This is a genomic window from Psychrobacillus sp. INOP01, from assembly GCF_018140925.1.
In the GTDB taxonomy this organism is placed as follows: domain Bacteria; phylum Bacillota; class Bacilli; order Bacillales_A; family Planococcaceae; genus Psychrobacillus.
This window is the reverse complement of the sequence record NZ_CP073315.1, coordinates 1,507,528-1,521,991: the sequence shown is the minus strand read 5'-3', so window position 1 is coordinate 1,521,991 and position 14,464 is coordinate 1,507,528. Positions and strand designations below refer to the sequence as shown.

The 14,464-nt window shown below is 39.2% G+C and carries 14 protein-coding genes; 9 read left to right on the top strand and 5 right to left on the bottom strand.

Translation table 11 applies throughout. The features are described from left to right. Nucleotides 1-32 precede the first annotated feature (32 nt). From KD050_RS07630 to KD050_RS07590, 9 genes are all read left to right on the top strand, one after another. Complete coding sequence (locus KD050_RS07630; protein WP_211896238.1) at nucleotides 33-1,184, top strand: anhydro-N-acetylmuramic acid kinase; 1,152 nt, start codon at nucleotides 33-35, stop codon at nucleotides 1,182-1,184. A 25-nt stretch (nucleotides 1,185-1,209) separates the two neighbouring features. Then, the gene (locus KD050_RS07625; protein ID WP_211895590.1) at nucleotides 1,210-2,541 is read left to right on the top strand and encodes an extracellular solute-binding protein; all 1,332 of its coding nucleotides are present in this window, start codon (nucleotides 1,210-1,212) and stop codon (nucleotides 2,539-2,541) included. 60 nt (nucleotides 2,542-2,601) lie between these two features. Beyond that, nucleotides 2,602-3,546 (top strand): carbohydrate ABC transporter permease, encoded by a 945-nt coding sequence (locus KD050_RS07620; protein ID WP_235753941.1) that lies wholly within the window; start codon nucleotides 2,602-2,604, stop codon nucleotides 3,544-3,546. 17 nt (nucleotides 3,547-3,563) lie between these two features. Next, nucleotides 3,564-4,532: a carbohydrate ABC transporter permease gene (locus tag KD050_RS07615; RefSeq protein WP_211895589.1), complete on the top strand. Its 969-nt coding sequence runs from the start codon at nucleotides 3,564-3,566 to the stop codon at nucleotides 4,530-4,532. Further along, the gene (locus KD050_RS07610) at nucleotides 4,532-5,695 is read left to right on the top strand and encodes an exo-beta-N-acetylmuramidase NamZ family protein (RefSeq protein WP_235753940.1); all 1,164 of its coding nucleotides are present in this window, start codon (nucleotides 4,532-4,534) and stop codon (nucleotides 5,693-5,695) included. Before KD050_RS07615 ends, KD050_RS07610 begins: the two co-directional genes overlap by 1 nt. 12 nt (nucleotides 5,696-5,707) lie before the next feature. Continuing rightward, the gene (gene murQ, locus KD050_RS07605) at nucleotides 5,708-6,622 is read left to right on the top strand and encodes an N-acetylmuramic acid 6-phosphate etherase (RefSeq protein WP_211895588.1); all 915 of its coding nucleotides are present in this window, start codon (nucleotides 5,708-5,710) and stop codon (nucleotides 6,620-6,622) included. Between the two features lie 6 nt (nucleotides 6,623-6,628). After that, on the top strand, nucleotides 6,629-7,576 hold the full coding sequence (locus KD050_RS07600) for a GNAT family N-acetyltransferase (RefSeq protein ID WP_211895587.1): 948 nt from the start codon (nucleotides 6,629-6,631) through the stop codon (nucleotides 7,574-7,576). Between the two features lie 56 nt (nucleotides 7,577-7,632). Further along, on the top strand, nucleotides 7,633-8,511 hold the full coding sequence (locus KD050_RS07595) for a MurR/RpiR family transcriptional regulator (RefSeq protein WP_211895586.1): 879 nt from the start codon (nucleotides 7,633-7,635) through the stop codon (nucleotides 8,509-8,511). 325 nt (nucleotides 8,512-8,836) lie between these two features. Continuing rightward, complete coding sequence (locus tag KD050_RS07590; RefSeq protein WP_211895585.1) at nucleotides 8,837-9,511, top strand: AlkZ-related protein; 675 nt, start codon at nucleotides 8,837-8,839, stop codon at nucleotides 9,509-9,511. 55 nt (nucleotides 9,512-9,566) lie between these two features. On the opposite strand, the gene KD050_RS07585 is transcribed toward KD050_RS07590, so the two are convergent. From KD050_RS07585 to KD050_RS07565, 5 genes are all read right to left on the bottom strand, one after another. Further along, complete coding sequence (locus KD050_RS07585; RefSeq protein WP_211895584.1) at nucleotides 9,567-10,247, bottom strand: cyclase family protein; 681 nt, start codon at nucleotides 10,245-10,247, stop codon at nucleotides 9,567-9,569. 12 nt (nucleotides 10,248-10,259) lie between these two features. Then, a complete protein-coding gene (locus KD050_RS07580; protein WP_211895583.1) occupies nucleotides 10,260-11,303 on the bottom strand; it encodes a zinc-dependent alcohol dehydrogenase in 1,044 nt (347 codons plus the stop codon). Beyond that, a complete protein-coding gene (locus KD050_RS07575; protein ID WP_211895582.1) occupies nucleotides 11,304-12,191 on the bottom strand; it encodes a 3-hydroxyacyl-CoA dehydrogenase NAD-binding domain-containing protein in 888 nt (295 codons plus the stop codon). Nucleotides 12,192-12,205: 14 nt separating this feature from the next. Next, on the bottom strand, nucleotides 12,206-12,808 hold the full coding sequence (locus KD050_RS07570; RefSeq protein WP_211895581.1) for a carboxymuconolactone decarboxylase family protein: 603 nt from the start codon (nucleotides 12,806-12,808) through the stop codon (nucleotides 12,206-12,208). 212 nt (nucleotides 12,809-13,020) lie between these two features. Continuing rightward, nucleotides 13,021-14,352, bottom strand: coding sequence for a short-chain fatty acid transporter (locus KD050_RS07565; RefSeq protein ID WP_211895580.1), 1,332 nt, complete (start codon nucleotides 14,350-14,352; stop codon nucleotides 13,021-13,023). Nucleotides 14,353-14,464 lie beyond the last annotated feature (112 nt).

Genomic DNA, 14,464 nt, shown 5'->3' with positions numbered 1-14,464 from the left:
TTTTATCGAAAGGAAGGATGCTCGTGAAGCCCATGCGTGTTTGTGGATTAATGTCAGGTACATCCCTTGATGGACTTGATATCGCAATTGCTGATTTCTCGTTTGTTTCTGACAAGCTAACGTATGAACTGAAACATTTCGTGACAATGGCCTACTCAGAAGAATTGACTGCTCAGCTATTCCAGCTGATGGATCCACTAGCTCCACTGAATCATGTATCTTCGATGAATATGTATTTAGGCGAACTGTATGCAAAGCTCATCAAGGATTCTTTAGTAGATTCAGAGATTGATTACGCTTCAATAGATTTGATCAGCTCGCATGGACAAACGATTTGGCACGAGCCAATCGCAGTAAGTCAATGGGAATTTGCAAGGGCAAATACCTTGCAAATTGGTGATATTTCAGCCTTGGCTGAATATGCCGGTAAGCCGGTCATTGGCGATTTCCGAACACGAGATATGGCAGCTGGAGGGCAAGGAGCTCCGCTGGTACCATTTGCAGACCAACTTCTTTTTCAATCAAGTACAAATGGGCGAGTACTAGTTAATATTGGAGGTATTGCCAATATAACAGTGTTAGCACCCACTCAAAATGCTGAAGAAGTGCTTGCATATGATACCGGACCGGGAAACATGATGATCGATTCCTTTGTCTCCAAGTTTACCGGTGGTAAGCAAAGCTACGATTCTAACGGAGACTTAGCTAAATCAGGTAAGATTCATTTGGAATGGTTGAATCTGTTGATGAAGAATGATTACTTTTCTTTACCTGCTCCAAAAAGCACAGGCAGAGAGTTGTTTGGTGCTGATTATGCTGAAAAGCTATGGAACCAAGGAGAAGAATATGGTTGTTCAGCAGAAGACAAAATTGCTACGGTTACTATGTTAACCGCTAAATCATTAGCACTTGAGATTGAGCAATACATTGAGTCTCATAAATTGAAGGAAGTAATCATCAGCGGTGGAGGTGTCCATAACAAGACGCTCTTATCCTATTTAACTGACTTGCTTCCAGATCAGGTCAAAGTGAAAGCATTAGATGAAATTGGTTTCAACAGTGATGCGAAAGAAGCTTTTGTATTTGCATTACTTGGTTATTTAGGGTTTCAAAAAGTTCCAAATAATTTACCCTCCACAACAGGAGCAAAAAGACAAACAATTTTGGGGAAAATTGCGTGGTAAAATCGACGATTGGGGGAAATGGAAAATGAAGAAAGTGTTTAAAAAATCAGCACTTGCACTTGCAACGCTTGGTTTGGCAGCATCAGTTTTGGCTGCATGTAATGGTGATTCTGAAGAAGTCGGCAATGCGGAAGAATTCAAGGGGAAAATCACGATTTGGGATGGTCCAAGATGGCCCGACAAAGACGACAATAAATTCCACTGGTTAGAAGCGAAGATCAAGGAATACGAAGAGGCTAATGAAGGTGTTGAAGTGGACCTTGTTCAAGTGCCTTGGGCGGAAATGGGCGACAAATTAGGCGTAGCAATTGCTGGTAAATCATGGCCGGATATTGCTCCAGTTGATATTAGTGGTAGTGCAGTTAGTATCGATCATATCGAGCAAGGAGTAGTGGAACCACTAGATTCGTTCTTGGATAAGGATGAAAAAGCAGACTTTTATGAAAATGCTCTGGAAGCCTACACATATGATGATAAGTTATATGGAATTCCAAATAGTATCACGTTGCACTCGATGTTATTGAACTTAGATTTATTTGAAGAAGCAGGTGTGACACCTCCTGAAAATGGAAAGTGGACATATGATGAGTTTTTAGAAGCTGCGAAGAAACTGACGTTTGACCGAGATGGTGATGGAAAGACAGACGTTTACGGTTTCTCTACGTATATCATGCCTGGTTATTATGAAGCTTGGCCATTCTTCTACAAAAATGGTGGATCACCACTGAACGAAGATATGACGGAGTTTACATTTGATTCACCAGAAACAATTCAAGCAATCCAAGATTTGGCCGATTTAAAGCTGACTGAAAAAGTGGCACCTGAAACTCATGGTGGTGCAGATGTAGGTGGAACATTCCAAGCGTGGGCCAATGAAGAACAACGTACAGTAGCAATGCAACCATGGGCAACTTGGGCTATTGGAGCTGCACAGGGAGCATACCCTACAAACTTTGCTGTAGCCGAATATCCGACAGGAGAAAATGAATCTTCATCTACAATCGGTGGTGTTGGTGGATGGATTATGTTCCATCAGGAAGAAACGAATAAAAAAGCAGCAGTAGCTGACTTCATGAAATTCATATCAACGGCAGAAGAACAGTACAATATGGCACAAAATTATGGTATTTTCCCTGCACGTATCAGTGCGTCTGAAATGGATCCATTCAAAGACAACCCAGAAATGACTCGTGCAATGGAAATGTCTGATCAAGTGGTTATGCTTCCTCGTCATCCAGAGTGGAAAAAAATTGATGAAGCAATTCAAGCACAACTTCAATTAGTATTCAATGGTGAAAAAACAGCTGAAGCTGCAATGGCAGATGCGAAAAAAGCTGTGGACGAATTATTAAAATAACCAACATTAAGCAGGCTCTGCATTACGCAAGCCTGCTTCATTTTTAGGAGGTTTCCCAAAATGGCTCAAATTCCGATGGGTACTGTACCCAAAAAAGAAACGGAGAAATTAAAGGTTATAAAAAAACCGAATAAAGGCGTTTTTCAACAAATGAAAAAAAATTATAGCGCCTACCTCTTTTTATTGCCAAAGCTAATTTTATTCACCCTATTCATTGCGATTCCAGTAGTTTGGGCATTTGTCCTTTCATTTCAGGATCACAAAGTGTTTGGGAGTGAGTTTGCTGGTTTAGATAACTACATAAAAGTTTTTGAGAGTGAAGCCTTCCGGATTGCTTTGAAAAATACGTTATTGTTCACGGTTGTAACAGTACCATTTAGTGTGATTAGCGCACTCGTAATTTCCTCTATGATTTTTGCACTTGGGAAATTTTCACAAAGCCTATTCAGATCGGCATTTTATTTGCCAACTGTTACTTCGATGGTAATCATCGCGATGGTATGGCGTTGGATGTACAATTATGAATTTGGATTGTTCAATTATGTTCTTGGCTGGTTTGGTATTGAGCAGATCAATTGGCTCGGGCAGTCAGGAAGTGCACTTTGGGCATTAATCATCATGCAATGTCTAATTCCTTTCGGGGTAGGAATCATTATGTATCTTGCTTCCATGGGATCGATATCTCAATCTCTTTACGAAGCAGCTCGGATTGATGGAGCAAGTACCTTCAAGCAATGGCTTCACATCACAATTCCATTATTGAAGCCAACGACTTTATATCTTGTTTTGCTAAGTACGATTGGTTCATTCCAGGTATTCACTCAGATTATCATGATGACTGGCGGTGGACCGGGAAGTGCAACGGAAACCTTGGTTCATTTAATCTATAAGACTGGTTTCCGAGATTTCGAATTTGGACTTGCTGCGGCTCAATCTGTTGTACTATTTGTTATCATCCTCATCTTCTCGATTATCCAGTTCCGGGTACTTCGACATGATGAGTGATTGGAGGATCGATGATTATGATAAAACACAAAAGTAAACTGAACAAACTAGTTATTTTTGTTTTGCTTTCCGTATTTGCAGTGGTTTCTTTACTTCCGCTGTATTGGGTTTTCTCCACTTCCCTCCAGCTAAGCAGTTATCAATCGGAGGATATGGAACGTCCTGTTTCATATGTGGATGCCAATCCACCCAAAATGTACCCGATGGGAATACCCCTCTATTTTGAGCATTGGGGAGAGGCAAGAGAAGCGGCAAAAGAGGGGGACTCTAAACAAGAGGCTTACCACCGTGGGATGATGGATCACATTGTTGATAATACATTTTCTAGCTACAAAAGCTTGTTCCAAAAACATGATGTTGGGAAATGGTTTTTCAATAGCTTATACATTTCGGTCGTCGTGACACTCGGTATTTTATTAATCGATTCAATGGCGGGCTATGTACTGGCAAAGAAAAAATTCCCTGGTCGAAACTTGATTTTCTGGATTATTATTTCAACGATGATGATCCCAGGGCAAGTAACACTTGTTCCCTTGTTCATCATGGTTGGGAATTTAGGTTTAATGGATACTCATTGGGCTTTGATTTTACCTGATTTATCTATGGTATTTGGAGTGTTCTTAATGAGACAGTTCATGTTTTCCATTCCGGATGAGCTGCTAGAAGCGGCGAAAATGGATGGTGCAAGTGAATGGAAGACGTTTTGGACAGTGGTTCTGCCTCTTGCAAAACCTGGACTTGCAGCACTTGGAATCTTCACATTCATGAGTGTATGGAACTCTTTCCTATGGCCAATTATCGTCTTAAATAGCGCAGAATTGTACACGTTACCGGTAGGATTAAAAACATTGCAGGACGCAAACCTAGCAAGCTTCAAGCTATTGATGAGTGGAGCGGCAGTTGCTGCGATTCCGATGATTATCGTATTTATCTTATTCCAGCGTTACTTTATTAAAGGTTTGACTTTTGGTGGTGTGAAGGAATAATGATACGCAAAGTGAAACTTGGTATCGATGTTTTCATGGAACGTCATGTGCAGGAACTTCAAGGCAAGCGTATCGGACTACTCACCAATCAAACAGGGGCAAATGCCGAACTCATCTCGACAATACGATTGTTTCACGAGCATCCACAAATCCAACTTACGGCGCTTTATGCACCGGAGCATGGTCTGAAGACAAACACTAAGGAAGGTGAAAGGTTTTCAGACTCTGTTCACAGTATGACAGGGGTACCTGTGTTTAGTTTATATGGAAAATCGAAAAAACCAACCGATGCCATGCTAGAACCTGTTGACGTAATAGTCTTTGATATGCAGGATATTGGCTCACGTTATTATACGTATATTTACACAATGGCTTATATGATGGAAGCCTGTGCCCGTACAGGTAAGCAAATGTATATTCTCGACCGTCCGAATCCAATCGGTGGACATATCGTGGAAGGGAACTTGGTCGATACAAATTTCACCTCCTTTGTTGGCATGTACCCAATACCAAATCGTCACGGCATGACAGTAGGAGAATTATCAAGATACTTTAATGAAGTGTTTGCTATTCATTGTGATTTGAAGGTAATACAGATGGTAGGTTGGAAAAGAGATTCATTTTTCCATGAGACAAGATTACCTTGGATACCACCATCTCCAAACACCACGAGTTTGGACATGATGTTATTGTATCCAGGTACTTGTCTAATAGAAGGAACGAACTTATCGGAAGGACGGGGAACGACACAACCCTTTGAAATAGTCGGTGCCCCGTTTATACATGGGGAGCAATTGCAGGATGAAGTCAATTCATTGGGACTTGCAAATGTCCAAGCACGAGCAATTTCTTTTACGCCTACATACCAGAAATTCGCAGGTGAACCTTGTGAAGGTATCCAGTTGCATATTACCGACCGACAATTATTCCAACCAGTCCAAACTTTTGTACGGATTTTGGCAGTCATTGCAAAATTGTATCCTAAGGAGTTGAAGTTTTTAGAATATGGCAGTTTAAAGCATCCTATGTTTGATCTGCTTGCTGGAAACGCACAGCTTAGGAAGGTATTGATGGCAGGGGAGATAGAGGATTATATTCGACAATGCCATCTCGACACAGGCGATTTTATAAAAATGAGGCAACCATACTTACTATATAGATAGGAAGGCTGAGCGATGGAAAAGTTATCAAGGTTAGCAACAGAAGAATCAAATCCAAAATCAACAAGACTTGATGAAATGACCACAAATGAAGTTTTGAATATTATGAATGAAGAAGACCAAACCATAGCATTGGCTGTTCAAAAAGTGATACCACAAATTGAACAGACAGTGGAAAAAGTCGTGAATGCTTTTAAAAGTGGTGGGCGACTTATATATGTAGGGGCAGGGACGAGTGGACGCATCGGTGTTTTGGATGCAGTAGAATGCCCGCCAACTTTCAGTACATCGCATGAGCAGGTGCAAGCGGTTTTAGCAGGTGGAAAAGGGGCTATGTTCAACGCAGTAGAAGGAGCCGAAGACGATGAGCAGCTTGGCGCAACTGATTTGGAGAAGCTCGTTATCAAAAAGAATGACGTCATTATCGGTATTGCAGCAAGTGGTCGTACACCATATGTGAAAGGTGCACTCATCCATGCAAATTCTTGCGGTGCAACGACAGTCAGCCTTTCCAGTAATGAGCAATCCACCATAAGCAACTTTGCAGATATTAAAATCGAGGTTGTGACAGGTCCAGAGGTATTGACCGGTTCTACAAGATTACGTGCAGCAACCGCCCACAAAATGATTCTTAACATGATTTCTACTACTGCGATGATTAAAATCGGAAAAGTATATAAAAACCTGATGGTCGATTTGAATGCTAGTAATTTTAAATTGCGAGAACGTGCTAAACAAATGGTATGTAATATTACGGATGTAACATATGAACAAGCAGAATCAGTGCTGGAAGAAACCGATTATGATGTTAAGCTTGCAATCGTCATGATAATTGCCGAGGTCAAAAAAGAAAAAGCAGAGACACTGATTACAAATTCCAATGGTTTTGTAAGAGATGCAGTGAAACTTGCTTTTCAAGAAGAAGGGTGATGGACAATGTATCGAACATTTAAAAATGGGGATGAAGTAGGAATAATTGAGTTGTGGAATGACGTACTAAAACATGATCCAATCAATCAAACACGATTCCGTAAACAAATAATGCTCGATGCCAACTTCGATTCAAAGGGGTTAATTGTTGCGGTCCGTGACGAAAAGATAATAGGTGCCATCTTAGCTATTACTAGAAAGCTTCCTATGGAAGGAACGAATCTGGAATCCGATACGGGCTGGATCACCTTCTTTATGGTAGATACAAGCTTAGAAAGAGAAGGTATAGGTCATGAGTTAATGGAACGGGCTTCTGCTTATATCCGAGAGCAAGGTGCTAAAAAAATGTTCTTTTCTTCCTATGCACCAAACTATTTTTTACCTGGTATTGATGAATCACGTTATCCTTCGGGTTTTGCTTTTTTACAAAAGGAAGGTTTCCGACGCGTATATTCACCTGTAGCAATGCATCGTGCTCTAATCGATTATGTGTATCCTGACATTGTTCAAGCACTGAAACAAGAACGCGAACTGGAAGGCTATACCTTTGGAAAAGTTCAGGATGGAGACTTTTATGACTTAATCCAGTTTGCAAATACTCATTTCAATCCCGATTGGGGCAGGGCGATTCGTGAAGGTGTGCTGCAGGGGCTTGATCCCTCACATATTTTAGTAGCGAAGAAGTATGATCAAGTAGTCGGATTTGCGCTCTTCGGAGGTTATGAAGGTATTCGTGAACGTTTTGGACCTTTCGGGGTGGATAATAGTGAACAAGGAAAAGGTTTGGGGAAAATCCTGTTACACGAAACGCTCCATGCTATGAAGCAAAATAGTATACAAGGTGCTTGGTTTTTATGGACAAGTGAAACAAGTTCAGCTGGGCATTTATATATGAAAAACGGGTTTAAAACTTTTCGAACATTCCACGTAATGGTAAAAGAGTTGACAAATTAAGATGTGCTTTAGATGATAGGGTAGATTAGTAAGCAAGTGAAGAAGGGTTGATGGACATGGCAGTATCAAATGGTGGTTTAGTATTGTTAAACGAAATGAGGCACATGCTTCCCCCGTCGGAGCAAAAGATTGCAGATTTTATATTGGCCGATCCCGAGCAAATTGTCACCATGACTATTTCGGAGCTAGGTGAAATGAGTCAGACTAGTGGAGCAGCAGTTACAAGACTATGCAAATCTTTAAAGCTCAAGGGATTCCAAGAATTGAAACTCCGTATCAATGGAGATATTGGACGTAAAACGGAACTTACGAACCGTGATATTCAGCCAAACGAACCCGTTTCGACAACCATTCAAAAAGTGACGGAGCACGCTGTGCAAACCTTGCTAGAAACGGGGGAATTATTGGATAACGAGGAGCTTGAAAAGGCTGTTGAAGCCATTGTCAATGCAAAGAATATTCACTTTTTTGGTGTAGGGGCCTCTAGTATAGCTGCAATCGATGCACAACAAAAGTTCTTACGTATTCATAAAGCATCCACTGCGAGTACGGATTTACATATGGGCGCAACCATTGTAGCGAACGCGGGCGTTGATGATGTTGTTGTTGGAATTTCCTTTTCAGGTGCTACCTTTGAGGTCGAGAAAATCTTGGAGCTTGCAAATGAAAAGGGAGCTACAACAATCAGTCTGACCAAGTTTGGACAGTCTCCCATTTCACAAATTTCGAAAATCCAGCTACATACTTCCCCAACACGTGAGGCAAACTTTCGAAGCGGTGCGACATCGTCAAGATTAGCACAGCTACTCGTTATGGATATTCTGTTCATGTCAGTTGCTTCTAGACAATTTGAAGTAACAATCACCTATTTGGACGCTACACGAGAAGCGATTGAAGATATTCAAAATCAAACCTTTCGGAAAAAGAGGAAATAATGGTTGGACTGAAGTGAATTCTAGCTTCCCATAGTTATTTTCTATATTGATAAAAAAACAAACGCCCAAAGGATTTCTCCGGGAGCGTTTGTTTTTTTGGTGTGCTCATCCTTGATAAATAGCTATTGTTCGAACATCCAAAAGTACAACAGTAGTTGCTCAAAATTGAAGCGCATTTGACTTTTTCAAGTCTATTCAAAAGAAGGATTTATATAATATTTTATAGAATTGTAAAGGAGTTATCTGCGGAAAAGATGCAGAGAAGGTAGTTCAATGGATAATAGTCAATTGAATTTTGTATGTTAGTGAAAAGGAGCTGTTGAGGTTGGTAGAATATAAAGTTAAAACATATGAAGAAGCAATAAAAGTAATTGAGGAGCTTGGGTTACTTCCTCTTGCTTCCTTAATACCTGAATATCCTTCGTTGAATAGCTTAACTTTACAGGAAAATTGGCATTCTGATACAGAATTTGACCCTTGGATATGGAGGACTAAGTTTTCTTCTGACGGTGTCGCTGGATATGGGAAATTTATTAAGAAAAAATCAATACTAGTATCTCGTCAGTTGCTCCCATATGTAAAAAAGGTTTTGGGATCAAATGAATTAGTTGAAGAACGTTATTTTAGTGGAAGTATTTCACGGGAAGCAAATAGTATATATGAGATTATTAGTCAAGAAGAAGGGATAGATACAAGGGCATTAAGGGCAAAAGCAGGGCTGAAGGAGAAAGAGAAAAAGAAGGTATTTGAAAATGCTTTACTAGATTTGCAGGGATCAATGGATATTGTTATTTCAGGTATACAAGAAAAAAAGAATATAGATGGAGAAAAGAATGGTTGGAGTAGTACATCATTTGAGACGTATGATTCTTGGGCAAGCAGAAATAAAATAGCAAATATTGACTGTAGCAGAGAAGATGCAAAAAAATATCTCATAGCTCACTTTTCGAATGTATGTAGTAATGAATCTTTAACTAGATTTGAGAAAATTTTTAGATAGTAATAACGTAATTAGAGTACTCTTTCTATAAAGAAAGAGTACTCTAAAAGTGATCTTATTTTATAAACGCTACAGCACGAACAGGTGAAGCTGTTGCATTTTTTAGATTGAGTGGCAATGCCATAAATGTGAAGCGTTCATTTAATGGAAGTTGATGTAAATTGACTAAGTTTTCTACTATATAAATAGGGACACTTAATAGCTTTAAATGAACTTCGCGCATCATATTGTCGTGAACATCGATATTTGCTAGATCTAATCCAATACATTTTACTTGTTTTTCTACTAGCCAGTCACCAGCACAAGGGGCAAAGGCATGTTCTTCATAAAAGGAGCCTTCTCCCCATGCAAGCTTACGAGTGCGTGTGAGGACAATATCATTAGGCTGGACAGTAATACCTTGGCGTTTTTCAGCTTCCTCCAGCATTTCACGCGTAACTGCTTGAAAAGGATCTTTAAAATCGGACACATCTAATAGTACAGCTTCTCCATAGGCTTTAGTTAGGTCCATATCAGAGGTAGATTCGCCATCACGCATAAAATGTAATGGTGCATCAATATGCGTACCACTATGATCGGACATTTTTAGCATCCGAGACTCAAAACCTTCACAGGGAGCCACATAGCGATGACCGGAATTTTCAAAAGTAGATTCCTCTGCAATAGCGATTGGTGGATGTGATGTATATGAGCGAAGTCCATCATAAATTTCTAAAGATAAATCAACAAGTTTCATGTAAATTCCTCCTTACATTTTAATAACGACTTTACCTGTCGCCTTATTTAACGCACTTTCAAAGCCATATAAACATTCCTTAAATGGTACTGTTTTTGCAATTAGTTTTTGAAAAGGGTAGTGGGCATCTGCTGCAAGCGATAATACGGCTTCATAATTTGATTGGGTAATGCCATAGCTTCCTTTTATACTAATTTCCCCACGTACGATTTGATCCATCGGAACAGAAAAACTAGCAGGATTAATACCAACTAAGATGAGTTCGCCACCTCGTTTTAAAAGACGAAGTGCTGTATTTGGAATAGTCGGATGACCAGAACAGTCAATAATAGCGTCAAAACCTTTGAACTGTTCATGTGGTATATCCTCTGCATTTTCATAAACCTGGGAAACGCCAATGTCTTTAGCAAGCTGAAGCCGATCTTTATCAACAGCAGTGCCTAACATCATCACTTGTAAATTACCAGATCCGACTAAGATAGCTGCTGCACCTAAGCCAATCGGTCCTGGACCAATTACTAGAATCGACTTTTTCGCAAAGTTTTCTATTTTCAGCACAGCGGTATAGCTAACGGCTAGCGCCTCTGAGATTGCAGCAACCTCATCCGTTACTTCATCCGGGATGGGGATTAAATTTTTGTTGTCCACAACCATGTATTCCGCCATTCCACCCGGTTCGCGAAAGCCATAACGTAATGCTTCCGTTGGTGTTTTTAAATATTTATAATCATCGAAATCACAGCGATTACTTTCACCTGCAAGGCAGAATTCACATTCGCCACAGCTTTTATACGGGTTAATGACCATACGCTGTATAGGGATTTCACCTTCAGCAACTGCAACTACTTTACCAGTCACTTCATGTCCTAATACAAGAGGATAGGTTACCCAATCATAGCCACCATGTCCATCATACATATGTAAATCACTGCCACATATGCCCACAGCGTTTACTTTCAATAAGCTTTGATGGGGTTCTAAAGCAGGCATTTCGTATGTTTCAAATTTTACATCCTTTTGAGCTGCTGTATTTTTCACTAGTGCTTTGTAATGCATTTATTTACCCACCTCTTCATCCTGAGCTGACACAGCTCTAATAATATTTAATAGAACCTCATCTTTATCGGCCAGATATTGTTGTGTGTCGGTTTTGGACCAATCATAAAAACCTTCATTAGTCTTCGTGCCGAATCGTTTGTCTTCTATTAGTTGTTTATGAATTGATAATGGTTCAATACTATTTTCGAGAGTTGGATAAACATATTTCACAATGGCCATATGCGTATCAAGCCCATTAATATCTCGCTGTTCGAGAGGACCAGTGTTGGCTAATCGAATCCCCAAACTCCATTTAGCAATGAAATCAAGTTCTTCTGGTGAAACAATACCATTTTGAACTAGTGACATTGCCTCTCGTGAAAGTGCACTTTGAAGACGGTTAGCCACAAACCCTTGAATTTCTTTTTTAAGTAGTACGGGCTTTTTATCAATGGATTGTAGAAAGGTCATTGTTTTTTCAATATGATGAGCATCCGTGAAAGCGCTTGGCACAACTTCTACTAAAGGAGTGATATGTGCTGGTGAAAAGAAATGCGTGCCAATCACTCTTTCCTTATCTTTAACGTTTTCTGCAATAGAACTAATTAGATAGCTGGATGTATTTGTACAAAAGGTAGTAGAACTAGGAAAGTAATCTTCTATCCTTTCGAATAGCTGTTGCTTTGCTTGTAAATTTTCTGTAATTGCCTCAATAATAAAATCTACTTCTTTACATTCCTCTATTGTTTCTAAAAAGTGTACTTCCTGAAAAGCTTCATCTGCCATTAATTCCTGACGACGTGCTGTAAAACCTTCGTATAGCGATACCTTGATATGAGCTTTCAAAAAATACTTAGTCAGGGCAGTCCCCATAAAGCCACCACCAATTATACATACATGCTTCAAAAGATCACATCTCCTTAATCATTAAAAATGGCCTGGATACCTACCACGTAAATGCAGATGGTTCGAGTATCCTGTAGTACTTCATCTGTTGCACCTAATTGAATAGCGTTTGTCTTGTGAATATCAATGCCTTTTGGATATTGATCGCAAATGTTAATTGCGTATAAAAGTAGTTCCTTTAAGAAACGAGAAACGATGCCATCACTAAGGGAGGTAGTGCGTAAATTGCTATACTTTAATAGTGTATCTGGTGCATATTCTACTAAATAGGCTATCCATTTTGGAAGCTGTTCAAATTCTGATTGATAGTAGCTTACACACTCTTCTTGAGTAGAAAAAGCAGATATGTTTTCTGGTTCTTTTGTAGATTCAGCTTTCCCTGTTAGTTCAATTGCTTTAGAAATAGCCTCGATACCCGATAACCAAGTTGGGATTCCACGAGAAATAATAGCAGCAGAAATTAGTTCAGCAATTTCATTGACCGTATTACCGGCATTAATAGCCACCTCTGTAAAGTGAAGCATTGCCTGTTCCTCTCGACGAGCGGCAAATAAACCTACTAATAGTAATGACTTTTCTTTTTTAGATAGATGAGAATCCTTAAGTAAAGAGTGCATAACGAAACCTCCATTTAAATGAAAAGAGCCCATGTTATGAAAACAAAGGCTCGATTCTTATCCCGCAATAACGGGCAGTAAGACTTCCACTTCAAGTATTGACCGAAGTAATAAATCGTATGTGGGAGATCAACTGCCCGTAAAAGCCCGAATGGTTCAACTAACAATCAGTGGGGATGAAGAAAACCCCCATTGATTGAAGTTTCACTTTTTTAGCCAAGGTAAGACCAAGCTAGTGTAGCAACGATATAAACAATTCCAACATAAAACATAATCATTACTAAGAAGCCCATAATGTCTTTTAGTTTTAAACGAGATAGTGCTAGTGCTGGTAAAATCCAGAATGGCTGTACTAAGTCATTCCAAGCATTACCAAGCATAACGGACATGGAAGTCTCTCCAAGTGAAGCTCCTAATGCTTTTGCTGCATCGATCATGAAAGGTCCTTGTACTGCCCAGTGACCGCCTGCAGATGGTGCAAAGAAGTTAATGAAGAAAGAACTAATCAAGCCCCAGAACGGTAATGAATGCTGAGTGGAGATATCAACGAATACCTTTGCAATTGTATCTACTAAGCCAGAAGCAGCCATGATTGCCATAATACCAGCATAGAATGGGAATTGAAGAATGATACCTGATACTGTTTTGATACCATCTGATAAATGCTCTGTATATTTTGCAGGTGTACCAAGTAAAATAATTCCTACAAATAAGATAATAAAGTTAAGAATATTTAAGTCTAATGACTTTCCATTAGAGAAATGAATTATCACGTAAACAAGACCTAGGCCACCAATCACATAAGAAAGAATACGGCTATTGTTTAATTTGTTAGCGAATGTATTTTCTTCCAATACATTTACTTTTAACTTTTTCGTATCTGAGTGTAAAGTAGGATCTATTTCTTTCACATTTTTTGCGTCTTTTGGATGTAGCATAGCATTGAATAGTGGTAATGTGATTAATAAGAAAATAGTTGTAAGAATCATTGGTAAGCTAAAAATAGTTTCAGATAAAGCGATAAGTCCCATATTCTCTTCTAAGAAATGTCCTGGTGTTGAGATTAAAATTGGAATAGAAGCAGAGAAACCTAATCCATAAAATGTGAAACCAGAGTATGCTGCAGCGATAATTAATGGATAATGGACACCTTTAACCTTTAATGCTAATTTTTTAGCGATAATTCCACCGATTACTAGTCCGAATCCCCAGTTCAAGTAACTCCCGATTCCACCTACAAGTGTAGCTACAATAATTGCCGTTTTTGGTGTATGCACCATGCTGGCAATCTTATTCAAGAAGCGGTCAGTAATTGGTGCTGTTGCAAGTACATAACCCATTGCTAAAATGACAGCCATTTGTGTAGTGAAGGCTAAAAGGTTCCAAAAGCCGTCACCCCATGAAGTTGTTAAATTGAGGAATGAAATATCCTCAATTAAAAGTGCTAAGATAAAAGTTAAAATTGTTAAACCAATCGCAAACACGAATGGATCTGGCAAATACTTCTTCATCACTGAAGTGAAGAAATTAGTTAATCTTTCCATTATAAAATCCCCCTAAAATTGTTTAATAAGCAACAATTACTCCCATATAAATTTTTTGTAATTTGAACATTTTAATCTTATTTGCATAACAATGCCTATTTTCCGAAATAAC